At 31.8% G+C, this 20,696-nt stretch carries 24 protein-coding genes, 1 tRNA gene and 1 pseudogene; 19 read left to right on the forward strand and 7 right to left on the reverse strand.

Translation table 11 applies throughout. The annotated features are described in order from the left end of the window. Window positions 1–2: 2 nt before the first annotated feature. Window positions 3–959: a hypothetical protein gene (locus Q4Q39_RS20365; RefSeq protein ID WP_303284446.1), complete on the reverse strand. Its 957-nt coding sequence runs from the start codon at window positions 957–959 to the stop codon at window positions 3–5. Window positions 960–1,288: 329 nt separating this feature from the next. On the opposite strand from Q4Q39_RS20365, the gene Q4Q39_RS20370 reads away from it, so the two are divergent. Both Q4Q39_RS20370 and Q4Q39_RS20375 read left to right on the forward strand, forming a co-directional pair. Then, window positions 1,289–1,888, forward strand: a complete 600-nt coding sequence (locus Q4Q39_RS20370) for an RNA polymerase sigma factor (RefSeq protein WP_303284447.1) — start codon at window positions 1,289–1,291, stop codon at window positions 1,886–1,888. Next, a complete protein-coding gene (locus tag Q4Q39_RS20375; RefSeq protein WP_303284448.1) occupies window positions 1,888–2,052 on the forward strand; it encodes a hypothetical protein in 165 nt (54 codons plus the stop codon). The genes Q4Q39_RS20370 and Q4Q39_RS20375 overlap by 1 nt, the downstream gene beginning before the upstream one ends. 292 nt (window positions 2,053–2,344) lie before the next feature. Here the strand turns inward: Q4Q39_RS20375 and Q4Q39_RS20380 are convergent, their stop codons facing one another. Continuing rightward, a complete protein-coding gene (locus Q4Q39_RS20380; protein WP_303284449.1) occupies window positions 2,345–3,196 on the reverse strand; it encodes a universal stress protein in 852 nt (283 codons plus the stop codon). A gap of 553 nt (window positions 3,197–3,749) precedes the next feature. Here Q4Q39_RS20380 and Q4Q39_RS20385 point away from each other — a divergent pair. The 12 genes from Q4Q39_RS20385 (at window position 3,750) to Q4Q39_RS20440 (ending at window position 12,927) form a co-directional block, all read left to right on the forward strand. Next, window positions 3,750–5,216: an arginine decarboxylase gene (locus Q4Q39_RS20385; RefSeq protein WP_303284450.1), complete on the forward strand. Its 1,467-nt coding sequence runs from the start codon at window positions 3,750–3,752 to the stop codon at window positions 5,214–5,216. 23 nt (window positions 5,217–5,239) lie between these two features. Next, the gene (gene speB, locus Q4Q39_RS20390; protein WP_303284451.1) at window positions 5,240–6,181 is read left to right on the forward strand and encodes an agmatinase; all 942 of its coding nucleotides are present in this window, start codon (window positions 5,240–5,242) and stop codon (window positions 6,179–6,181) included. Next, complete coding sequence (locus tag Q4Q39_RS20395; RefSeq protein WP_303284452.1) at window positions 6,171–7,145, forward strand: deoxyhypusine synthase family protein; 975 nt, start codon at window positions 6,171–6,173, stop codon at window positions 7,143–7,145. Before speB ends, Q4Q39_RS20395 begins: the two co-directional genes overlap by 11 nt. 12 nt (window positions 7,146–7,157) lie before the next feature. Continuing rightward, window positions 7,158–7,433 carry a hypothetical protein gene (locus tag Q4Q39_RS20400; RefSeq protein ID WP_303284453.1) on the forward strand — a complete coding sequence of 92 codons (276 nt, stop codon included), beginning with the start codon at window positions 7,158–7,160 and terminating at the stop codon, window positions 7,431–7,433. Between the two features lie 165 nt (window positions 7,434–7,598). Beyond that, window positions 7,599–7,880 carry an EF-hand domain-containing protein gene (locus Q4Q39_RS20405; protein ID WP_303284454.1) on the forward strand — a complete coding sequence of 94 codons (282 nt, stop codon included), beginning with the start codon at window positions 7,599–7,601 and terminating at the stop codon, window positions 7,878–7,880. Between the two features lie 83 nt (window positions 7,881–7,963). Continuing rightward, window positions 7,964–8,383: an NUDIX hydrolase gene (locus Q4Q39_RS20410; RefSeq protein ID WP_303284455.1), complete on the forward strand. Its 420-nt coding sequence runs from the start codon at window positions 7,964–7,966 to the stop codon at window positions 8,381–8,383. Between the two features lie 13 nt (window positions 8,384–8,396). Beyond that, window positions 8,397–8,810 carry a VOC family protein gene (locus tag Q4Q39_RS20415; RefSeq protein WP_303284456.1) on the forward strand — a complete coding sequence of 138 codons (414 nt, stop codon included), beginning with the start codon at window positions 8,397–8,399 and terminating at the stop codon, window positions 8,808–8,810. Window positions 8,811–8,813: 3 nt separating this feature from the next. Beyond that, window positions 8,814–10,340 (forward strand): bifunctional GNAT family N-acetyltransferase/carbon-nitrogen hydrolase family protein, encoded by a 1,527-nt coding sequence (locus Q4Q39_RS20420; protein ID WP_303284457.1) that lies wholly within the window; start codon window positions 8,814–8,816, stop codon window positions 10,338–10,340. A 12-nt stretch (window positions 10,341–10,352) separates the two neighbouring features. Next, window positions 10,353–11,723 carry a 30S ribosomal protein S6--L-glutamate ligase gene (rimK, locus tag Q4Q39_RS20425; protein WP_303284458.1) on the forward strand — a complete coding sequence of 457 codons (1,371 nt, stop codon included), beginning with the start codon at window positions 10,353–10,355 and terminating at the stop codon, window positions 11,721–11,723. A 78-nt stretch (window positions 11,724–11,801) separates the two neighbouring features. Continuing rightward, window positions 11,802–12,188, forward strand: coding sequence for a hypothetical protein (locus Q4Q39_RS20430; RefSeq protein ID WP_303284459.1), 387 nt, complete (start codon window positions 11,802–11,804; stop codon window positions 12,186–12,188). A gap of 143 nt (window positions 12,189–12,331) precedes the next feature. Next, window positions 12,332–12,691 (forward strand): hypothetical protein, encoded by a 360-nt coding sequence (locus tag Q4Q39_RS20435; protein ID WP_303284460.1) that lies wholly within the window; start codon window positions 12,332–12,334, stop codon window positions 12,689–12,691. A gap of 11 nt (window positions 12,692–12,702) precedes the next feature. Further along, a complete protein-coding gene (locus tag Q4Q39_RS20440) occupies window positions 12,703–12,927 on the forward strand; it encodes a hypothetical protein (RefSeq protein ID WP_303284461.1) in 225 nt (74 codons plus the stop codon). Between the two features lie 221 nt (window positions 12,928–13,148). Here the strand turns inward: Q4Q39_RS20440 and Q4Q39_RS20450 are convergent. Together Q4Q39_RS20450 and Q4Q39_RS20455 are read right to left on the reverse strand one after the other, a co-directional pair. Continuing rightward, window positions 13,149–13,585 (reverse strand): annotated as a pseudogene (locus Q4Q39_RS20450) (Hsp20/alpha crystallin family protein). A 243-nt stretch (window positions 13,586–13,828) separates the two neighbouring features. Next, a tRNA-Lys gene (locus Q4Q39_RS20455) sits at window positions 13,829–13,901 on the reverse strand. 149 nt (window positions 13,902–14,050) lie between these two features. Here Q4Q39_RS20455 and Q4Q39_RS20460 point away from each other — a divergent pair. Further along, window positions 14,051–14,572 carry a shikimate kinase gene (locus Q4Q39_RS20460; protein WP_303284463.1) on the forward strand — a complete coding sequence of 174 codons (522 nt, stop codon included), beginning with the start codon at window positions 14,051–14,053 and terminating at the stop codon, window positions 14,570–14,572. Here the strand turns inward: Q4Q39_RS20460 and Q4Q39_RS20465 are convergent. Then, complete coding sequence (locus tag Q4Q39_RS20465; protein WP_303284464.1) at window positions 14,564–15,067, reverse strand: phosphoribosyltransferase domain-containing protein; 504 nt, start codon at window positions 15,065–15,067, stop codon at window positions 14,564–14,566. The two genes, Q4Q39_RS20460 and Q4Q39_RS20465, sit on opposite strands and share 9 nt — an antisense overlap. A 30-nt stretch (window positions 15,068–15,097) precedes the next feature. Further along, the gene (locus tag Q4Q39_RS20470; RefSeq protein ID WP_303284465.1) at window positions 15,098–15,469 is read right to left on the reverse strand and encodes an RNA-binding S4 domain-containing protein; all 372 of its coding nucleotides are present in this window, start codon (window positions 15,467–15,469) and stop codon (window positions 15,098–15,100) included. Window positions 15,470–15,660: 191 nt separating this feature from the next. Between Q4Q39_RS20470 and Q4Q39_RS20475 the strand changes: the two genes are divergently transcribed. After that, window positions 15,661–16,692, forward strand: a complete 1,032-nt coding sequence (locus Q4Q39_RS20475; protein WP_303284466.1) for an FKBP-type peptidyl-prolyl cis-trans isomerase — start codon at window positions 15,661–15,663, stop codon at window positions 16,690–16,692. A gap of 71 nt (window positions 16,693–16,763) precedes the next feature. Here the strand turns inward: Q4Q39_RS20475 and Q4Q39_RS20480 are convergent, their stop codons facing one another. Beyond that, a complete protein-coding gene (locus Q4Q39_RS20480; RefSeq protein ID WP_303284467.1) occupies window positions 16,764–17,357 on the reverse strand; it encodes an outer membrane beta-barrel protein in 594 nt (197 codons plus the stop codon). 216 nt (window positions 17,358–17,573) lie between these two features. Between Q4Q39_RS20480 and tgt the strand changes: the two genes are divergently transcribed. Genes tgt through Q4Q39_RS20495 form a run of 3 tightly spaced genes read left to right on the forward strand, consistent with a single transcriptional unit; the run spans window position 17,574 to window position 20,669 of the window. After that, complete coding sequence (tgt, locus tag Q4Q39_RS20485; RefSeq protein ID WP_303284468.1) at window positions 17,574–18,704, forward strand: tRNA guanosine(34) transglycosylase Tgt; 1,131 nt, start codon at window positions 17,574–17,576, stop codon at window positions 18,702–18,704. 5 nt (window positions 18,705–18,709) lie between these two features. Then, window positions 18,710–19,786, forward strand: a complete 1,077-nt coding sequence (locus Q4Q39_RS20490; RefSeq protein WP_303284469.1) for an LptF/LptG family permease — start codon at window positions 18,710–18,712, stop codon at window positions 19,784–19,786. Further along, window positions 19,773–20,669, forward strand: coding sequence for a DMT family transporter (locus tag Q4Q39_RS20495; protein WP_303284470.1), 897 nt, complete (start codon window positions 19,773–19,775; stop codon window positions 20,667–20,669). The genes Q4Q39_RS20490 and Q4Q39_RS20495 overlap by 14 nt, the downstream gene beginning before the upstream one ends. Window positions 20,670–20,696 lie beyond the last annotated feature (27 nt).

Below are 20,696 nucleotides of genomic sequence, written 5' to 3' on the forward strand. Positions count from 1 at the left end.
TATTAAGATTTTAATAATTGGATGGTAAAGGCTATAAGCACACTAACAATTAATCCAATATTGACTTTTGAAAGGTCTTTGAATATTAATTTGTACGTATACTTCAATTTTTCTCTCTCCAACAAATAATTAATAGCAATTTCACGCCCAGCAAGAATCCCTATAAAAGTCCAAGTGGTACTCATGGGGATAGAGCTAACAGTTCCTAAAGTATAAAGTAAAACACCATAACATAAATCAATAATTGTTGCAGAACGTATATTTTCTACATTAGATTTTTGGTTCACGATTTGTTGTATTTTGCCACCCCGACTTTTGAATATGTATGCCATGATAAGAAGAATTACTCCAAGAGAAAGAATAAGCTCATAGATAGACAGTTTTCTTGGTAAAAACACATAAATATTAGCAAAATCCTGTATGAGCCATTGAGACCATAAAAAACCGGTAGAAAACCATTGTGCTATCAGCCAATATTTTTTCTGTTTTTTTATATGCATCAATCTAAGGGATGCTTGAGACTCTAGAGTTTTAGAAATTAATAAATAGATTACAACCGCCACAATAAAAGCAAGTGCATATCCGAGTACTGATTTTAAAATCATTTTTTCGATAATCTGACTGGTTGAAAATACACTGAGAATCATAAATGTAGTACTTACCGGGATACCTAATCGCGTAATAACTAAAAGAGACATAGGAGCTAGTAAATACCACCATTCTAATTGATCTGGTAAAGGAATTTTTATTAAGCGTCCATAAGAGACATCACCATTGTGTACAAACCATCCATAGATTAAGGTAATTGCCAATATAATTGCAGCATAAAACCATAATAGTAACCAATGTTTTTTGTGATTAGATACCAAAAATGTTCCTAGTGTTTGAATGACATCATTCGCAATAACAGCATAAGCGGTAATTATGAAACCTAAAGAAATTATTACAAGCTCCATCATTATCTGTCTATTTTTAATAAGTCTGAACTTTCATTAGGGTATAGGATTCCTTTTTCGAGCTTGAATAAATTTTTGAACGGATTGTTATCTAAGGTCTCATCTATTTTAGCAATACAATTAAAATCCACAAAGTAAGTTGTATTACTTTTTTGATTTCTTGATTTGCATAATTTTAAGACCAACATAATTTTTAATAATTAAAATAGTTAAAGGTGTTTTTTTATATTATGACTGTTTTTTAATATTTAGGTCACCATTTTTTTTAACTTTGAAATGCTAATCTAGTTTTTTATCTATTTATGTTATTATCAAATAAATTTCACTTAATCTTGGTCAACGTATTTTCCAATGATTTAAAAGGAGACCAATCAACCATTACAGATGATGAACTTGTTAAGCAAATAGTAGAAACAAATAATGCGATTCTTTTTGGTAAACTTTATGATAGGTACAGTAAGAAAGTGTATAGTAAGTGCTATAGCTTTTCAAAAGATAAAAATGAAGCTAAGGATCTTACTCAGGATATATTCATAAAACTGTTTACCAAGCTTGATACGTATAAAGCACAATCTAAATTTTCTACATGGTTATATAGTTTTACCTATAATTTTCTTGTAAATTATAAAAATCAAGATACTTCAAAAAAACTAAAAGAACGCTGGGAGAGATTAAATAAGCACGATTATCATTTGGCATCTGAAGATGATATTGATGAAGACGACCTTTTCGAATTAAGGGCTTCTAAACTTGAAAAAGCCTTAGAGCTTTTGGAGCCAGCTGATAAAGCTTTACTTCTATTAAAATATCAGGATAACGTGTCTGTTAAGGATATTCAGGTTATTTTAAATATAGCAGAAAGCGCTGTAAAAATGAGACTTAAAAGAGCCCGTATAAAAGTAATGAAAGCTTACGATAAAATTAAAGATTAATGACTAAGAAAAACCCTTTTAAAATAATAGAATCAACAGATTCAATATTACCAGAAACCCTAAAGGAAAACATCATTCAGGATATCATAGAAAACATTGAAGATTCTGAGAATGATTCCAATACTGAAGAACCCGATTCGGATTTAGACACCGACAATAGCTAATACGTTTATTTTTTAAGTGACTTTTTTGCCTCTTTACTGTCATAGGGTAATAAACGCTAATTAAAGTGATATTGGCTATGGAAAAAAATCCTTTTAAATATGTTGGCCAACCTCCACATGAAGTTCCAGAGACTATTAGGAATAATGTCATTAAAAATATAATGACTGCAAAACATTTAACGGAAATGAAATTACTTTTTAAGCAAAACCATAAGGCTGCAATGTCTTCATTATTTAAGACGAAGACAAATAAAACATCTTTTAATTAACTCAAAATTTTTTCTTTTTAATATTAGATTTTGTTGTTGGTATGCGCTGGTAATATTAATAAAGGAACTAAGCTATTAAAACTGGTTTTTTCTACCACATCTTCATTGGTCAGATTATAAAAGAAATTATTTTTATGATGAATGAATGACACCATATCACTTTGTGTTTTCATTATAAAGTCTTTTATCGCTTTGGTTTCTGAAGTTTCGTATATTATCTTATGAAAAAAATGAGGGATATCATCCAGCAAATAAGACAATGCCTGTTTATGTGTTTTCTGCTTTTCAGTTAGTATGGTATCTTCCATTATTTGTACAATATTTAACGTGGCATCATGATGTTTTAATAGTTTAAATAAAGGCTTTAGTTCGGCTTCTGCAAATGGTCTCTTATAATTTGTAGAAAAAACAACTTGTTTAATTTTTTTAGGCATAAAATCTTGAGGCACTACAATAGTAGGACATTTTGATATGGCATTAATAACCTTAACAGCATTGCTTCCTAGAAACACACTTTTTAAACCTTTAACTCCTTTTGTCCCCATAACAATAAAATCTATGTTATAATCAACTACGATACTTTTTATTGATGGAATAAAACGATCTAATTTACTTATGCTTTTAAATTGATGCTTAGAATTGTTATTTAATTTTTTAATTTGACTAACAACATTCTCTAAATCATCTTCTACTCCAAAGGACATAGCCTCAACCCATTCATTCCCCCAATCATCTCCTAAAAGATTTGATGGTAATACTACATAAGCAGAAAATAAGTAAAAGGTAACTTCAAAATCTTCAAAAAGGGACTGCCCATAATGTAACGCATTAAGGGAGTTATCCGAAAAATCAATTGGTATTAGTATTTTTTTCATATCAGGATACATTTAATTAATGACTATAATATGTTAGTTACTTTTTTAGACATATATATTATATTGGGGTCACTTTTTAAGTCATACAAAATTAAGGTGGCTTTTATTTTTTTTGAAAAAAGGTGACCTGTATAATAAAATCATGTCTTAACTAGTAGCACAATTAAACTACACATCTTCGGATGTATTTTCAACTGAAGAAGTGTAGTTTATTTTTTATAAAAAAAGCAATAAAAATTGGGCGAATTAATTTTTTTATTATGTTTGCTTAATAATGAGTTCTAGAATAAAGAACGTATTGCCATACTAAAATGAAATCTTTTTTCAGATTCGGGCTTAGGAAGACAAAGAAGTCTACTCCAAAAGCTGCCCTAGGGATAGGGAACCGAATTATCAGGCTGACTTCTAAAATTAGTATTACATATCATATTTTGATGAAGAATAGTTTTACACCTTCAACTATTTTTATTTTTCGTATTTGAATTTTAGAAATAATCTACAAATTGCTCAATAGAGTAAAACCCAAATTTTCTAATTTTTCAACAATTTACTAATGAAAACAAAGTACTTTGATCTGATCGATCAAACTTTTGATTTTCCGCAGGAAGAGTTCGCTTTAAACAATAATGAGTTACACTTTCACGGAATAGATTTAATGGAACTCATCAACAAATATGGAGCGCCGCTTAAGTTTACATACCTCCCAAAAATCTCAGATAATATTAGCAGAGCTAAGGGATGGTTTGCAGATGCTATAAAAGAACATAATTACCAAGGCAGTTATAATTATTGCTATTGTACCAAAAGCTCGCATTTTAAGCATGTACTTAATGAGGCACTTAAAAATAACATTCATATAGAAACATCTTCTGCATTCGATATTGATATTATTGAAAACCTTAAAGCCCAGGGTAAAATTGATGATAACACGTATGTAATTAGCAACGGATTTAAACGTGACCAATATGTGCAAAATATTGCTCGCCTTATCAATAACGGTCATAAAAACTGCATCACTATAATAGACAATTACGAAGAAATTAATCTTTTAAGTGAGGTTATTAACGATACTTATAATATAGGCATTCGTATAGCTTCCGAGGAAGAACCGAAATTTGAATTCTATACCTCGAGATTGGGTATTGGTTACAAAAACATTGTTCCTTTTTATAACAGGGAAATAAAAAACAATCCAAAGGTTAGCCTTAAAATGCTACACTTTTTTATTAATACAGGTATTAAGGATAATGCCTATTATTGGAACGAACTATTAAAGTGTATGAAAGTGTATGTTGATCTTAAAAAGGTTTGTCCTAGCCTTGATAGTCTTAACATTGGTGGTGGATTCCCAATTAAAAACTCATTGGCTTTTGATTATGACTATGCTTATATGGTAAGTGAAATCATTAACCAAATTAAACAAACCTGCGATGAAGCAGGTGTGGAGGTTCCTAACATTTTTACAGAATTCGGAAGCTTTACAGTAGGAGAAAGTGGTGGAGCTATTTATAAAGTACTTTACCAAAAACAACAAAACGATCGTGAAAAATGGAATATGATCAATTCATCCTTCATAACAACATTGCCAGACACATGGGCTATTAATAAACGTTTTGTGATGCTTGCCGTAAATGGCTGGAATAAAGAATACGAGCGTGTTCTTTTGGGAGGTTTGACTTGTGATAGTGACGACTATTACAACAGTGAGCAGCATATGAATGCCATTTACCTACCTAAATTTAATAAGGAGAAACCATTGTATATCGGTTTTTTTAATGTAGGAGCCTATCAAGAAACCATAGGAGGGTTTGGAGGCTTACAACACTGTCTTATTCCTACACCTAAACATATTTTAATTGATCGGGATAAAGACGGACAACTAATGACTTCAGTATTTGCAGAACAGCAAACCTCTGAAGAGTTATTATCAACTTTAGGCTATGACTTCTCAATTAATCGTGCTCTGGTAAAAGAAGAGACCATACTAGATGAAGCCCTTGAGGTTTTAACCAAATCATAATTAAATAATCAATAATACAAATAATGAATACTCGTAAAACATATGCCGGAATACCAGAAAAATATGCCGGTTTAGAATCATCAAAAATTGTTCTTGTTCCCGTTCCTTATGATGGAACCAGTACTTGGGGCAAAGGAGCAGATAAAGGCCCTGATGCATTTTTACATGCTTCGGAAAATATGGAATTATACGATATTGAAACGAATAGCGAAGTATATAAACAAGGTATTTACCTTACAGATGCTATTACAGAAAATAGCACGCCGGATACTATAGTTGAAGCTGTGCACGATACCATTAAATCTTATATTAAGCGCAACAAGTTTGTAACGCTATTTGGAGGGGAACATTCAGTATCTATAGGTGCTATTCGTGCTTTTAATGAATGTTTTAATAATCTAACCGTGCTTCAAATTGATGCACACGCAGATTTACGAAAAGATTATGAAGGATCTCCATACAACCACGCATGCGCCTTGTATGAAGCAAATCAGAATACAAATCTTATTCAAGTCGGGATTCGTAGTATGGATAGTTCAGAAAAACGTGTTATGAACGAAGATAATGTATTCTTTGCCCATGATATGCTAAATGATGATTATTGGATGGATAATGCTATTGAATTAATGACGGATAATGTATACATCACTTTCGATTTAGATGCATTGGATCCTTCAATTTTGCCATCAACAGGAACACCAGAACCAGGTGGATTGCTGTGGTATGAAACACTGGAATTTCTTAAAAAAGTATTTGAAGAAAAAAACGTTGTTGGATTTGATATTGTAGAGTTATGTCCTAATAAATCTGAAAAGTCATCAGATTTCGTTGCAGCAAAACTATATTATAAAATGCTGAGCTACAAATTTGAAGCACAGGATGCAGACGATGACAATGAAAACCTTTATAGTACTCAAAAAGAAAACAACATCAATCGTTTAAAATACAATCAAGATGAATACTAAGGGAGCTATTTCAGGTTTTATAGAAAAATATTATTTACATTTTAATGCTGCTACGGTTGTTGATGCTGCAAAGTCTTATGAAGAACAGTTAAATAAAGGTTCAAAAATGTTAGTATCTTTAGCAGGAGCCATGAGTACAGCCGAGATTGGGAAGATTTTTGCAGAAATGATACGGCAAGATAAAGTTCAAATTATCTCTTGTACTGGAGCTAACCTGGAAGAAGATATTATGAACCTGGTAGCACATTCGTATTATAAACGAGTACCGGATTATCGCGATCTAACTCCAGAAGATGAATGGGATTTATTAGAACAGGGGCTTAATCGTGTTACAGATACTTGTATTCCGGAAGAAGAGGCCTTTAGAAGGTTGCAGCAGCATATTTTTAAAGTATGGAAAAATGCAGATGATAGAGGAAAACGTTATTTACCACATGAATTTATGTATAAAATGTTGCTCTCTGGTGTATTAGAAGAGTATTACGAGATAGACTTAAAAGACTCTTGGATGTATGCAGCAGCAGAAAAGAATTTGCCAATTGTTTGTCCTGGATGGGAAGATAGTACTATGGGCAACATATTTGCCAGTTATGTTTTGAAAGGAGAATTAAAGGCTAGTACCGTGAAATCTGGAATTGAATACATGACGTTTTTAGCAGATTGGTACACCAAAAATTCAAAAAAAGGTATTGGCTTTTTTCAAATTGGTGGGGGTATCGCAGGTGATTTTCCTATATGTGTAGTGCCTATGCTGTATCAGGATATGGAACGTAAAGACACGCCATTTTGGAGTTATTTTTGTCAAATAAGTGACTCTACTACCAGTTATGGCTCTTATTCAGGCGCTGTGCCTAATGAAAAGATTACTTGGGGAAAACTAGATATTGATACACCAAAATTCATTATTGAGAGTGATGCAACTATTGTTGCGCCATTAATTTTTGCCTACTTGTTAGACATGTAAATACTGAAAAAGATGATACGCAAAATTGTAGATTACCAAAAATTGAATGAAGATATTTTGACACTTCTGATAAATAAATTTCCTGATGGTTATGACGATGATGATATAATCGTGTATAAAAATTTGCAAAACGAAATTGTTGAAGCCGTGGAAGTAAGAACGGAAGATACTATTTATTTGGTGAAGGTAGGAAAACGTTTAATTCAAGCTATGGAAAGTTTTGATTCAGATGATGATAGTGATAGTATAAATGATAGTTTGGACACCAGTGCCTTAGAAGAAGAATAAACATATAATTTGTAAATAATAATCAAATATCAATACTAGGAGAGAAAGGAATATTTCGTTTCACGTGTAAATCAGTTAAGAATTGGTTTACTAAAAGTACAGACTTGAGGTGAGTAAAATCTGAAAAAAATTAATTCGAAACAAAACAAATAAAATATATTAAAAATGAAAAACAATAAAATATTAGTAATGGCATTAACATTAGGATTATTTACATCGTTAAGCGCTTTTGCACAGAAAGGAAACTCAACACCAGAAAAGATATTTAAAAAGTTAGATGCCAATAAAGATGAGTATCTTACTATGGTTGAACTGGAAGGAAAAGGAATCTCTAAACAATTTAAAAAAATAGACACAGACGAAGATGAGCAAATTAGCTTAGAAGAATTTAAGGCTTTCAAAGCCAAAAATGCTGAAAAAGCTAAGAAAAAAAAGAATAAAGAATAGTTCAAAAATTGTAAATAATATAAGAGCTATCTACGAAGGATAGCTCTTATAGATTTAATAGCAGTCTACTAAACATGAAAATAATGAAGGTTAAAAATATCATTAGCAAGTCTCGCCTTTTGGCTTTTAAAAAAGATAAACTTTTGGTTCTTGAAAAAATTGGCCATAAGAAAAAATACTCCCTTGCTGGTGGTATAAAGAAAAAGAAGGAGAATGATTTGAAGTCCCTGATAAGGGAAACTTATGAAGAAATTGGTGTAGAATTACATAATGAAGATTTAACCTATTTTATTTCTAGAAAGAGAATTAACAAAGATAATGTCGAAGTAAACAAACATTACTTTGTTACCTCGCTTATGATAGACGAAATAAAAATCTTAGAAGACCACAAATTCAAATCAGCATCATGGGTAAATTGGTATGATGCACTTGACTATTTGGACAAAGATGACCGCTTTGTTGTAGAACTGTATTTTGGGCAGTTTAATAAAAAAGTAAATTAAATTTTTAATTACAATGAAATCACAATTTCATTTAGCACTTCCTTGTGAAGATATAAACGAAACAAAGAAGTTTTACTTAGAAATTTTAGGAATGCCTCTAGGAAGGCACACAGATAAATGGGTTGATGTGAATTTATACAATAATCAGCTAACGTTTACTGAATCTGGTTCTTTTGACTTTAAATACAAAAACTACAAATTAGAGGATAATATTTTACCCTCATTCCATTTTGGGGTTATTGTAAGTATAGAGGCTTGGGGAGCATTATATAAAAAGCTTTTACAAGCTAATCAGGAAGTAACAACAGAATCCACTTTCATGGAAAACAAGGTTGGGGAACATCTTTCTTTTTTTATAACTGATCCTAATGGTTATATGATTGAGTTTAAAAGCTTTAAAAACGCTAAAGAAACCTTTAGCCAATAACAAATGAAAACTAAAGATATAGAAAATATTGAGCTCAAATACCTTGATTTAAAAGACTATCAAGAACTTAAATTGGCGATGATATCGGCGTATACCAATATGCCCAATTCCTACTGGAAAGAACACCATATTGAATCCCTAATCAAAAAGTTTCCAGAAGGTCAGGTCGTGATAAAAATAAACGGACAACTTGCCGGTTGTGCACTCTCAATTATTGTTGCATATGATAATTTTGACGATGAACATACCTATGAAGATATTACAAGCAATTATACTTTTAACACACATACTAGTGACGGCGATGTGCTTTATGGTATAGATGTGTTTATTAAACCTGATTTTAGAGGGCTTCGGTTAGGGAGACGATTATACGATTACCGAAAGGAAGTAGCCGAAAAATTAAACCTGCGGGGAATAGCCTTTGGAGGAAGAATTCCAAATTACCATCAATATGCAGACTCCATGTCTCCCAAAGAGTATATTGAAAAGGTTAAGCGTAAAGAAATTAATGACCCAGTATTAAACTTTCAAATATCAAACGATTTTCATCCAACTAAGGTGATAAAAGGCTATTTAGAAGGCGATAAAGCATCTGGTGAATATGCTATACTCATGGAGTGGGATAATATTTATTATAAAAAACCCACAAAAAAAGCAGCCATCAAAAAAAAGGTGGTGCGTTTGGGGTTGATACAATGGCAAATGCGTCCTTATAAAGATTTAGAGGAGCTCTTAAATCAAGCTGAATATTTTATTGATGCCGTGGCGGGATACCGTTCCGATTTTGCATTATTTCCTGAGTTTTTCAATGCACCCCTTATGGCAAAAGATAATCATTTAAGTACACCAGATGCCATTAGAGAGCTGGCAAAACATACCGAAGCAATCGTAAGTAAATTTTCGGAGTTTTCTATTACCTATAACATCAATATCATTTCTGGCAGTATGCCTGAAATGCGAGACGGTCGTTTGTTCAACGTCGGGTATTTATGTAGACGTGACGGTACTATTGAACGGTATGAGAAACTTCATGTGACTCCAGATGAAGCTAAAGTATGGGGCATGCAAGGAGGAAGCCAGATAAAAGCTTTTGATACAGACTGTGGTAAAATAGGTGTCTTGATTTGTTATGATTCTGAATTCCCGGAGTTAAGTAGATTATTGGCAGATGAAGGAATGGATATCTTGTTTGTGCCTTTCCTAACAGATACCCAAAACGGATATTCCCGAGTGCGTCATTGCTCTCAAGCACGGGCTATTGAAAATGAGTGCTATGTAGCCATTGCAGGAAGTGTAGGAAACCTACCTAACGTAGAAAACATGGATATTCAATTTGCGCAATCTATGGTCTTTACACCTTGCGATTTTTCATTCCCAACAAATGGAATTAAAGCAGAAGCCACGCCTAATACCGAAATGATACTTATTGCCGATGTAGATATTGATCTATTGAGGGAGCTACATCAATTCGGAGCAGTTAAAAATTTAAAAGACAGGAGAAAAGATCTGTTTGAACTAAAAAAGAAATAACACTATAATAATTTGGATAATTTAACCATCATTGGAAGTGAAGAATGGTGCTCTTTTGAGAGCTTCGGAATTCCAGCAATAAAAGCACGTGTAGATTCCGGTGCAAAAACATCATCTATTCAAGCAAACAAAATAAAAATCTTTTATAAAGAAACCGAAGAATGGGTGCGTTTTGAGGTAAACCCGCTTCAAGTAAATAGAAGTATTAGCATTAAGTGTGAAGCAAAAATTCATGCAAAACGCTCTGTAAAAAGTTCTGTTGGTATTGCCGAAGAACGTCTTGTTATTAAAGCGCCTATTACTATGGGCGATGATACTTTTGATATTGAGTTGACGCTTGCAAATCGAGACTCTATGGAGTTTAGAATGCTCTTGGGGCGTGAAGCTTTATATGATCGTTATCTGGTCAACCCATCAGCAACTTATTTATTACCTGAGTTTACACAAGATGATATAGACAAGAAATATGCTTCCTTTCAAAAAGAAAAAACAGGTCTTAAAATTGCCTTACTGGCAAGTAATCCAGATTTATTTAGTAATAAGCGATTAATAGAGGCTGGTAATGCCAGAGGTCATGAAATGGTATTCCTAAATGTACAACAGGCCTATATGAAATTTGATGCTACCGAACCTCAAATTCGTTACCGAGGCGGAAATGTCATAGATGTGTTTGATGCCATTATTCCGCGTATCAAGCCATCTGTTACCTTTTATGCTTGTGCATTAATACGGCAATTTGATGCCATGGGTGCCTATTGCTTAAATTCAGCAGAAGCCATAACACAATCAAGAGATAAACTTCTGGCGACTCAATTATTTGCAAAAAACGATATTCATATACCCATCACAGGTTTTGCAAATTCTCCGCTGGATACCAAAGATTTGATTAAAATGGTGAACGGGGCACCACTTATTATTAAATTGTTGGAGAGTACGCAAGGAAAAGGCGTGGTATTGGCAGAAACCAATAAGGCTGCTGAAAGTGTGATTAATGCCTTTAAGAGTGTGAAGACAAATATTCTGGTTCAAGAATTTATAAAAGAAGCTAACGGACAGGATATACGTTGTTTTGTTGTTAATGGTAAGGTGGTGGCGTCCATGCAACGTCAGGCGGCTAAAGGTGAATTTAGGGCAAACATACATCAAGGTGGAGCTGCTTCAAAAATTAAGATTACCCCAGAGGAGAGAAAACTAGCTATTAAAGCTGCAAAAATTCTTAATTTACCTGTTGCAGGTGTAGATATTATCCGTTCTAACAAAGGGCCTTTATTATTAGAAGTAAATTCTTCGCCTGGTTTGGAAGGCATAGAAAACGCAACAGGTCTTGATATTGCTAATATTATGATTGAAGCTATTGAGAAAAAGCTTAAATTTAAGAGATAATAAAGCAGTCTACATACGATTTATTTCATTTAGAATGCTTTGTTGCAAACGGTAAGTAATATACTAAAACATTTAGAGGTGAAAGACATAGATAAATCCATTGAATTTTATGAAGCTCTGGCAAACTTGTTTTATGCGGTCTCAATGTCTGACGGACAGATAACACGTGAGGAAAAATTGAAAATTATTGAATTTGTAAAAAAGTATTGGACGGTAACTATTGATAATGAAAACTCTCAAGAGTTTATATACCAAACATTAAAAGAACTGATCAAAAATAAATCAAAGCCCGAATCAGCCTTTTTAGTTTTTAAAGATTTTTATTTAAACAACAAAAAGGGGTTTCATCAAGATCTTTTAACTCGTATTCTTATAGCCAGTAATGCCATAGCTTCCTCCTTTGGCAAAAAAAACAAATCAGAATTAATAGTTCTTAATAACCTTATGTTGTTATTCAAATCTTAATCTGGATTTATTATTATAAAAAAGCAAAAAAATTAACACCAAAATGGGTGACCTCAATTTGTTTTTAATGTCTAATAGTTAAACTCAATAAGGCACGGAATCTTATTGATAAAACAAATTAAAAACATCAAAAATATTACAAAATGAAAACGTTAAAATTAGTCCCGTTATTTCTTATTGCATTCCTATTTTGTAACTACACAGCAATTGCTCAAGAAGAGGAAGAAGAAGAAATTGAAAACGAATTAACTACAATAACTGCCGTTTATGAAGGTATAGAAGACAGCATGTATGTTTTTACCTATGAAGATGAAGATGGAGAAGAAAGTACGATAAGCTTTCAGAAAATAGCTCCAGAAGCAGAAAAGGCTTATGACTTGCTTTCCAAAAAACTGATAGGAAAAGCTTTTGAAATTACTTACTCTGATGAGAATGTTCTAGAAGATGATGACTTGGAAATACTTACTAATATTAGAACAATTGAAACTTTGAAACAATTATAATTTTGAACAAGATGAGAAAATTATTTATAGGGTTTTTAATATTAACAGTATCCTTAGCTATCTTGTCCTGTAGACAGGTTAAAGAAGAAAAAACAAATGAAGCTATTGAGCAAGTTCAAGAAAACGTTTCTGAAGATGAGCAGAATTTTGAAGAAGAGAAACAAGAGGATGATTCAATTGATGATGTAAATGATGAAAATTTGTTTGAGGAGGAAAATAAAAATGATGAAAACTAAATTATAATAAAGGTTCATAGATCGCAGAGGTGCTTTCAAAAAAAGCACCTCTTTCGTTTAATATATAAAGTAAAGATTTTGTTCTAATGAACGTTCTTCCTTCAAACCTGTATAATATTTAATGATTTTTTAATTCATCTGTATAATAAAAAAGAAGCCAGAACTTACATTCTGGCTTCAACAGATTTATCGAGCAAAATGCTCGATTTCACGAATCAAAACTATTTAATCTCTATTTGTTTTAGAGGTTGTTTCTTAACTTCTTCTTTTTTAGGTAGTTTGATACGTAATACGCCATCTTTATAACCTGCACTAATTTTATCTATTGATACAGAATTTGGTATTGAAAAAGAACGTTGAAATGACGAAAAACTAAACTCTTTACGTGTAATCTTCTTTTCAGTTGTCTCTTTCTCTTCTTTCTTTTCAGAGAAATTACTAACATTCCGTTATCTAAATCGATTTTAAAATCTTCTTTTTTCATACCCGGAGCAGCAACTTCAATATCAAAGTTTTCAGAAGTCTCAGTAATGTTTACAGCAGGTACAGAAGTACCCGTTTGAACACCGCTTACAAAATCACGACCCCAAAGGTCGTCAAAAAACGAAGAAAGTGATGGAAATAACTCATCTTCTTTTTTCCATTTAACAAGTGACATAGTTTTAAAATTTATTGTTTAACAAAATACTTTTGTTAGTTTATTTACTAACTACTATTTAGACACTATTTGATTTGCAGGGTCACCCATTTTTTTGTTAAAAAAAGAAGTCAAAACGAAAATATGCACCGAATAACGCACCTATTTAATGGTAACATTTGATATCAATTGAAAGTAAGGAAAACGAAAAAGCCTGAAAACATTAGGTTTCAGGCTTTTTGAATAATCTTGAAGAGATTCCAGTGACCGGGCTGGGGCTCGAACCCAGGACCCTCTCCTTAAAAGGGAGATGCTCTACCAACTGAGCTACCAGGTCATTATTTCAATACTAACGTTGCTTTGTTAGTTGTTAGCGGGTGCAAATATAGAATGTTTTATTAATAAAACAATACTTTTTTAAAAGATTTTTTTGTTTTTTTGCATCACTAAAACGTATGTTTTTAATAATCAATTTATAGCGAGAAAATGATTTTAGTTTTAATTGGGTATATGGCTTCGGGAAAGTCGACTTTAGGAAGAATTTTAGGAAATAAATTAAACTATGATTTTATAGATCTTGATGATTATATAGAAGAAAAAGAAGCATTATCAGTTAGTGATATTTTTAAATCTAAAGGAGAAATATACTTTAGAAAGAAGGAAACATTCTATTTGAAGAAACTTTTAGAAAATAAAACGAACTTAATTTTATCATTGGGGGGAGGAACACCGTGTTACAGTAATAATATGGATTTACTTAGAAATGTTTCTAATGTAAAAAGTATTTATTTAAAAGCATCCATACCAACTCTAGTAGAAAGGTTAAAAAACGAAAAGAGTACACGCCCTTTAATTGCTCACATAGAAACAGATGAATTACTTGCAGAATTTATTGGAAAGCACCTTTTTGAGCGTTCTCAATTTTATAACTTATCCGAAATTACCATAACAACAGATAATAAAAAAGAAGGTGATATTATTGAAGAATTAGTTTTAAAGTTATTCTAAAACAGCTTCAAAAGTTTTACCTTCTAAAACTACATTCACATGTTCATGTAAAGAAGTTGATAAGGAGATGCCTTTAAAATCTGCTTTTACAGGATATTTTTTATGGTTTCTATTTACCAAAACAGCCGTTTTAAATTGTTTTAGAGGCACATTTAAAAAATGTCTTACACCGTAAATTAAAGTAGTACCTGAATTTAAAACATCATCAACAAGTACTAAAGACTTATTTTTATAATCGTCTGATGAAATTGAAGTTTCAATATCTGCATGAGGATTCTTTTTATCAATAGAAACTTTACATAGTATAGGATTAATTTCAGAGATTTTTTGAAGTACTGTTTTTAATTTTTTTGCAAATACATAACCATTTTTATCAATCCCAGCGAGAATAACCTCTTTTTCATTGACATTGTTTTCATATATCTGAAAAGCAATACGTCTAATTTTATGATTGATTTCGTTGTGATTAAGGATGATGTTATTCTTAACAGCCATAATAGTTAATTCTAAAATTAAAGGATAAAATTACTCATTTTCATCTGTAAAATCATCAATATCTCTTCTATCTTTTTTTGTAGGCCTACCAGCACCCTTTTTTCTGTAATAATCCTTAGAATATTTTAAAAGTTCTTGAGCCTCAAACTGCTCTTTCGGTGTAATGTCGGTTCTATAAATATCAACCAGTTTAGCACCAACTCTGCTTTCGGGAATATCATTTACAGTAAGTTTATAATTTATTTGATTTTTTCTTAACTCAATGGTATCCAGAGGGTAAACTTCTCTGCTGGGTTTAACAATTTCTTGATTTACACGTACTTGACCTTTTTTACAAGCAGTTGTAGCAAGAGTTCTTGTTTTGTAATACCTAATACACCATAAATACTTATCAATTCGCATACAATTATTCTAAAAACTACGTTAATGTTGTTGTGCAAAATTATTTTAAAATTGTATCTTGCGCACCAAAAATAAGCAATAAAGAAACATTCAAAGGCTTAAAATTTAAATTGAAAGCTAATTAAATGAATGTTATACCCATGTGCGACACATTACTAATTAAGGTCGTACAAAAGCAAATAAAAATAAATATGAAACTAGGAAAAATAGCTTTAATTGCATTATGTTCAGCTACGTGCTTTCTATCTTGTAATAAAGATGATAATAATGATACGACAATTGTTGTTGAAATTAGAGATAGAGATGAACAACAGGAGGAAGATAAGGCTTTACTGTTGGACTATTTTGCAACTCATTATTATAATTCAAGTGAATTTGATGCACTTACAAATCCAACAATTGATAATTTAAAAATCACTAAACTTGTAGAAGGAACAACAACCCCTGCAGATGGGACATTACTTTCGGAATCTACAATATTGGATACTTTAGAGGTAAATTTTGCAGATACAAACTACGAATATTATATATTAAGGTTAAAAAAAGGAGGCGGAAGTTTATCTCCAACATTTTCAGATAATGTAGCTATGAGATATGAAGGTACAACTTTAAGTAATGATATTTTTGATAGTGCAGTGAATCCTGTAAATTTTGATTTAACAACATTAATACCTGGTTGGAGAAAAGTGATTCCTGAATTTAATGTAGCTGAAGGTTTTGTAGAAAATGGAGATGGAACTGTTAGTTTTCAAAATCAAGGCATAGGTGTTATGTTTTTACCTTCAGGGTTAGCCTATTTTAATAATGCTGTAGCAGGAATTCCAGCGTATTCTCCTATTATTTTTAAGTTTGGATTGTTACAAATGGCACAAAATGACCATGATAATGACGGCATTCCTTCTTATTTAGAAGACTTGAATGGTGATGGTGAGTATACATTGAATTCATCTGCCGATGCCGATGCAAGAGATGGTGATGATACAGACGGAAATGGTGTACCAGATTATTTTGATAATGATGATGATGGTGATGGCATTGCAACTATTAATGAAATAGAGCTTAAAACATATAACAGAGGAACTAAAAAAGAAATAGAAGATCTTGTTTTTGAGCCAGGTGAAGTACTTATAGGTATAAAAGAAGAGGGAGATGGTACTTTTACAGGGACAACATCAATTGACACAGATAAGGATGGCATTCCAGACTATTTAGATGCTGAATGATAATTTAAATAAGTATACTAAAACAAAAAGCCTTGCTTAAGGCTTTTTGTTTTTAATAATATTTTCTGTGCTTATAAAATAACAGACAAACTCAAAATCAATTGATCGGGTCTGGTATCAAGTCTACTGGTATCAACACTATTATTATTTAAAAAGGTTGCTTCATTCTTACTAAAACCTCTTTCGTAGCGTAAATCTATACCTATTCTTTTAATATTAAATGCGACACCAAAATTAAGACCAACAGAAAAGTCATTTTTAATATTATCAATAGAAATGCCATCAAATTCAGAATCTAAAATATATTGAAGAGATGGACCTCCAAATACACTAATAGGGCCTATGATTCTTGTACCTACTAACAAAGGTGCATCAAGCTTTTGCATTTCAAAACTATCATCACTATAATCACTTTTAGTAGCCGTATAAACTAACTCTGGTTTAAAGTAAAGTCTACTGTTTCCAATTTTACCAAATATACCAACATGATATCCAATATTTCTATCTGGATTATCTGCGTTTGTACTAATCGATTCAAAGTAATCACCATTTGAATTGTAATTTAATCCGGCTTTAACCCCAAGACCAGTTACCATTTGGCTTTGCGCCATTGTTGCTGCTGGAATAATTAGCGCAACTGTTAAAATAAAAAATAGATGTTTCATAATATTCGTTTTAGATTTGATTCATTATATCAAAAACGTTGCCAAAAGGATATTATTTCCTTTTTATAACTATTGCTATAGATTTTTAGTTGTTTATCTTTATTTCCATACTTATTTCAATAAATTGGAGTCAGTGAACCGACATGATTTGATAAAATAAAACTGATTTAAAATTAAAAAAATATGTAGGTTTGCGAACTTAATAATGTTGTAGAGATGAAATTTGAATTAAAAGCAAAAGATACTCAAAGTAAAGCAAGAGCGGGTAAAATAACAACCGATCATGGTGTTATAGAAACACCCATTTTCATGCCTGTTGGTACAGTTGCGACTGTAAAAGGAGTACACCAACGTGAGTTGAAAGATGATATAAATCCAGACATTATTTTAGGTAACACCTATCATTTGTATTTGCGCCCTCAAACGCATATTCTTGAAAAAGCAGGCGGACTTCATAAATTCATGAATTGGGATAGAAATATTTTAACAGATTCTGGAGGGTATCAGGTATATTCATTATCAGCAAATAGAAAAATTAAAGAAGAAGGTGTTAAGTTTAAATCACATATAGACGGTAGTTACCATACGTTTACACCCGAAAATGTTATGGAGATTCAGCGTACTATTGGAGCGGATATCATTATGGCTTTCGATGAGTGTACGCCGTACCCATGTGATTATAACTATGCGAAACGTTCTATGCATATGACGCATCGTTGGTTAGATAGATGCATCAATCATTTAGAAAAAACACCATTAAAATACGACTATAACCAAGCGTTTTTCCCAATTGTACAAGGGAGTACTTATAAAGATTTGCGTAAACAATCTGCAGAATATATTGCAAACTCAGGAGCTGTTGGTAATGCCATAGGCGGCTTATCTGTTGGAGAACCAGCAGAAGAAATGTATGCCATGACGGAGGTGGTTTGTGCTATTTTACCAGAAGAAAAGCCACGTTATTTAATGGGAGTAGGAACACCAATCAATATTTTAGAAAATATTGCGTTAGGTGTAGATATGTTTGATTGTGTGATGCCTACAAGAAATGCCAGAAATGGGATGCTATTTACAGCCCATGGTAGTATAAATATTAAAAACCTTAAATGGGCAGACGATTTTTCACCTATAGACGATATGGGGATAACATTCGTAGATACGGAATATAGTAAAGCCTACTTGAGGCATTTATTTACAGTTAATGAATTGCTGGGTAAACAAATAGCGACCATACACAATTTAGGTTTCTATTTATGGTTGGTTCGAGAAGCAAGAAAACATATATTAGCAGGAGATTTTAAAACATGGAAAGATACAATGGTAAAGCAAATGGATAATCGTTTATAATATTTATGAAGATTTTAGATTGGTACATATTAAAACGTTATTTGTTTACATTTTTAATGATGTTGCTACTGTTTATACCTATTGGAATAACAGTGCATCTTGCTGAAAAGATTGGTAAGATTTTAGAAAATGAAGTTCCTTTTTGGGAAGTCATGGTCTATTTTTTAGACTTTACGATCTATTTTGCTCACTTACTTTTTCCGTTGTTTTTATTCCTGTCGGTTATTTGGTTTACATCTAAACTAGCAAATAATACAGAAGTTATTGCCTTTTTAAGTTCTGGTGTTTCATTTACACGTTTTTTAAGACCTTATATGATAGGAGCTTCTGTAGTTGCTGTATTAGCAATTGTTTTAGGGCTGTTTTTAGCTCCTAAAGCAAGTGAGGGGTTTAATAATTTTAGCTACAAATATTTAAAAAGGGGGAAAAGTGCTGTAGATAATAAAGATGTATTTAGGCAAATAAATGATAACGATATTATTTATGTGAGCGATTTTGATGTAAAAAACAAAGAAGGAAGATACTTTACTTTTGAGCACTTTGAAGGAAACCAGCTTGTTTCTAGAATAACAGCCAATAAAATAAAATATATAGAAAAAGATACCATATATCAATTAACAGATTATGTTAGAAGAAATATTGGTCTAGATGGAGATAAAATAGAAAAGCTCAAGAAAAAAGATACCCTTTTCGCTTTTCACGTAGACGATCTTATTCCTGTAATATATGCTGCTGAAACAAAAATGTATGGCGATTTAAAACGTTTTATAGAAAAAGAAGAAGCCCGAGGCTCATCTAATGTTGGTCGTTTTCAATTGGTTTTATATAGAAAGTGGAGTTTGCCAGTTTCGGTATTTATTTTAACAATTATAGCTGTGGCAGTTTCGTCAAAAAAGAGACGAGGAGGTATGGGCGTTAATTTAGCTGTTGGTATTTGTATCGCTATGGTTTTTGTGTTCTTCGATAAGATTTTTGGCGTTATGGCAGAACAATCCGATTTTTCACCGCTAGTCGCAGTATGGTTTCCTAATATCATTTTTGGTATTTTAGCAACTTACCTTTTGTACAATGCCAAACGCTAAGACTAAAAATTACTTACACCTTCATTTTTTAGTTTTTATAGCAGGTTTTACAGCTATTCTTGGAGAATTAATTACCATAAAAGCAATTCCCTTAGTTTGGTATAGAATGATAATGGCGTCTATTTTAATGTTTATTTACATTAAAGCAGCTAAAGTCAAACTAAAAATCACACTAAAATCCCTTCTCAGGCTATCTTTAGCAGGAATTATAATAGCCTTGCATTGGATAACTTTTTTTGGAGCTATAAATGAAGCTAATATATCCATAGCATTAGCAATGTTTTCTACAGGAGCCTTTTTTGCGTCTTTTATAGAACCTATAATTTACAAGCGAACTATTATTTGGTATGAAATTCTTTTTGGTATTATAGTAATAATTGGTGTTTTTATAATCACACAGAGTGAAATTAAATATCTAACTGGTATTCTTCTAGGAATTTCTTCAGCATTTTTTTCTTCATTATTTGCAGTGTTAAACGGGACATTTTTAGTAAGACATACCGCAACAGTTATTTCATTTTATGAGTTTATAAGTGGTGTTGTATTTATATCTATTTATATTTTATTTTTTGGTGATGGATTTTCTTTAGATTTTTTCAATTTAAAAGCCTCCGATTTTGGATACCTTTTTATATTATCCTCAATTTGTACAGCCTATGCTTTTATTGCATCCGTTTATGTTATGAAACTAATTAGCCCATATACGGTTGTATTAACATATAATTTGGAGCCTATTTATGGTATCGTTATGGCCGTAATATTATTTCCAGAAAAAGAGCAAATGAGTGCATCATTCTACTACGGAGCTATAGTCATTATAACCACAGTAATTTTAAATGGAGTTTTAAAAAATGCAAGAAAATTAAAAAGTAAGCATACTTAACAGTTTAAGAAAATTAAAGTTTTTATA

This window comes from Flavivirga amylovorans (assembly GCF_030540875.1).
In the GTDB taxonomy this organism is placed as follows: domain Bacteria; phylum Bacteroidota; class Bacteroidia; order Flavobacteriales; family Flavobacteriaceae; genus Flavivirga; species Flavivirga amylovorans.

Excerpts from the sequence above, each read along its gene's own strand:
- Q4Q39_RS20495 (WP_303284470.1), top strand. The coding sequence starts at position 19,773 with ATGCCAAACGCTAAGACTAAAAATTACTTACACCTTCATTTTTTAGTT.
- Q4Q39_RS20415 (WP_303284456.1), top strand. The coding sequence starts at position 8,397 with ATGAAATCACAATTTCATTTAGCACTTCCTTGTGAAGATATAAACGAA.
- Q4Q39_RS20405 (WP_303284454.1), top strand. The coding sequence starts at position 7,599 with ATGAAAAACAATAAAATATTAGTAATGGCATTAACATTAGGATTATTT.
- Q4Q39_RS20410 (WP_303284455.1), top strand. The coding sequence starts at position 7,964 with ATGAAGGTTAAAAATATCATTAGCAAGTCTCGCCTTTTGGCTTTTAAA.
- Q4Q39_RS20380 (WP_303284449.1), bottom strand. The coding sequence starts at position 3,196 with ATGAAAAAAATACTAATACCAATTGATTTTTCGGATAACTCCCTTAAT.
- Q4Q39_RS20490 (WP_303284469.1), top strand. The coding sequence starts at position 18,710 with ATGAAGATTTTAGATTGGTACATATTAAAACGTTATTTGTTTACATTT.
- Q4Q39_RS20400 (WP_303284453.1), top strand. The coding sequence starts at position 7,158 with ATGATACGCAAAATTGTAGATTACCAAAAATTGAATGAAGATATTTTG.
- Q4Q39_RS20480 (WP_303284467.1), bottom strand. The coding sequence starts at position 17,357 with ATGAAACATCTATTTTTTATTTTAACAGTTGCGCTAATTATTCCAGCA.
- Q4Q39_RS20435 (WP_303284460.1), top strand. The coding sequence starts at position 12,332 with ATGAAAACGTTAAAATTAGTCCCGTTATTTCTTATTGCATTCCTATTT.
- Q4Q39_RS20385 (WP_303284450.1), top strand. The coding sequence starts at position 3,750 with ATGAAAACAAAGTACTTTGATCTGATCGATCAAACTTTTGATTTTCCG.
- Q4Q39_RS20365 (WP_303284446.1), bottom strand. The coding sequence starts at position 959 with ATGATGGAGCTTGTAATAATTTCTTTAGGTTTCATAATTACCGCTTAT.
- speB (WP_303284451.1), top strand. The coding sequence starts at position 5,240 with ATGAATACTCGTAAAACATATGCCGGAATACCAGAAAAATATGCCGGT.
- Q4Q39_RS20395 (WP_303284452.1), top strand. The coding sequence starts at position 6,171 with ATGAATACTAAGGGAGCTATTTCAGGTTTTATAGAAAAATATTATTTA.
- tgt (WP_303284468.1), top strand. The coding sequence starts at position 17,574 with ATGAAATTTGAATTAAAAGCAAAAGATACTCAAAGTAAAGCAAGAGCG.
- Q4Q39_RS20375 (WP_303284448.1), top strand. The coding sequence starts at position 1,888 with ATGACTAAGAAAAACCCTTTTAAAATAATAGAATCAACAGATTCAATA.
- Q4Q39_RS20460 (WP_303284463.1), top strand. The coding sequence starts at position 14,051 with ATGATTTTAGTTTTAATTGGGTATATGGCTTCGGGAAAGTCGACTTTA.
- Q4Q39_RS20420 (WP_303284457.1), top strand. The coding sequence starts at position 8,814 with ATGAAAACTAAAGATATAGAAAATATTGAGCTCAAATACCTTGATTTA.
- Q4Q39_RS20440 (WP_303284461.1), top strand. The coding sequence starts at position 12,703 with ATGAGAAAATTATTTATAGGGTTTTTAATATTAACAGTATCCTTAGCT.
- Q4Q39_RS20475 (WP_303284466.1), top strand. The coding sequence starts at position 15,661 with ATGAAACTAGGAAAAATAGCTTTAATTGCATTATGTTCAGCTACGTGC.
- Q4Q39_RS20465 (WP_303284464.1), bottom strand. The coding sequence starts at position 15,067 with ATGGCTGTTAAGAATAACATCATCCTTAATCACAACGAAATCAATCAT.
- Q4Q39_RS20470 (WP_303284465.1), bottom strand. The coding sequence starts at position 15,469 with ATGCGAATTGATAAGTATTTATGGTGTATTAGGTATTACAAAACAAGA.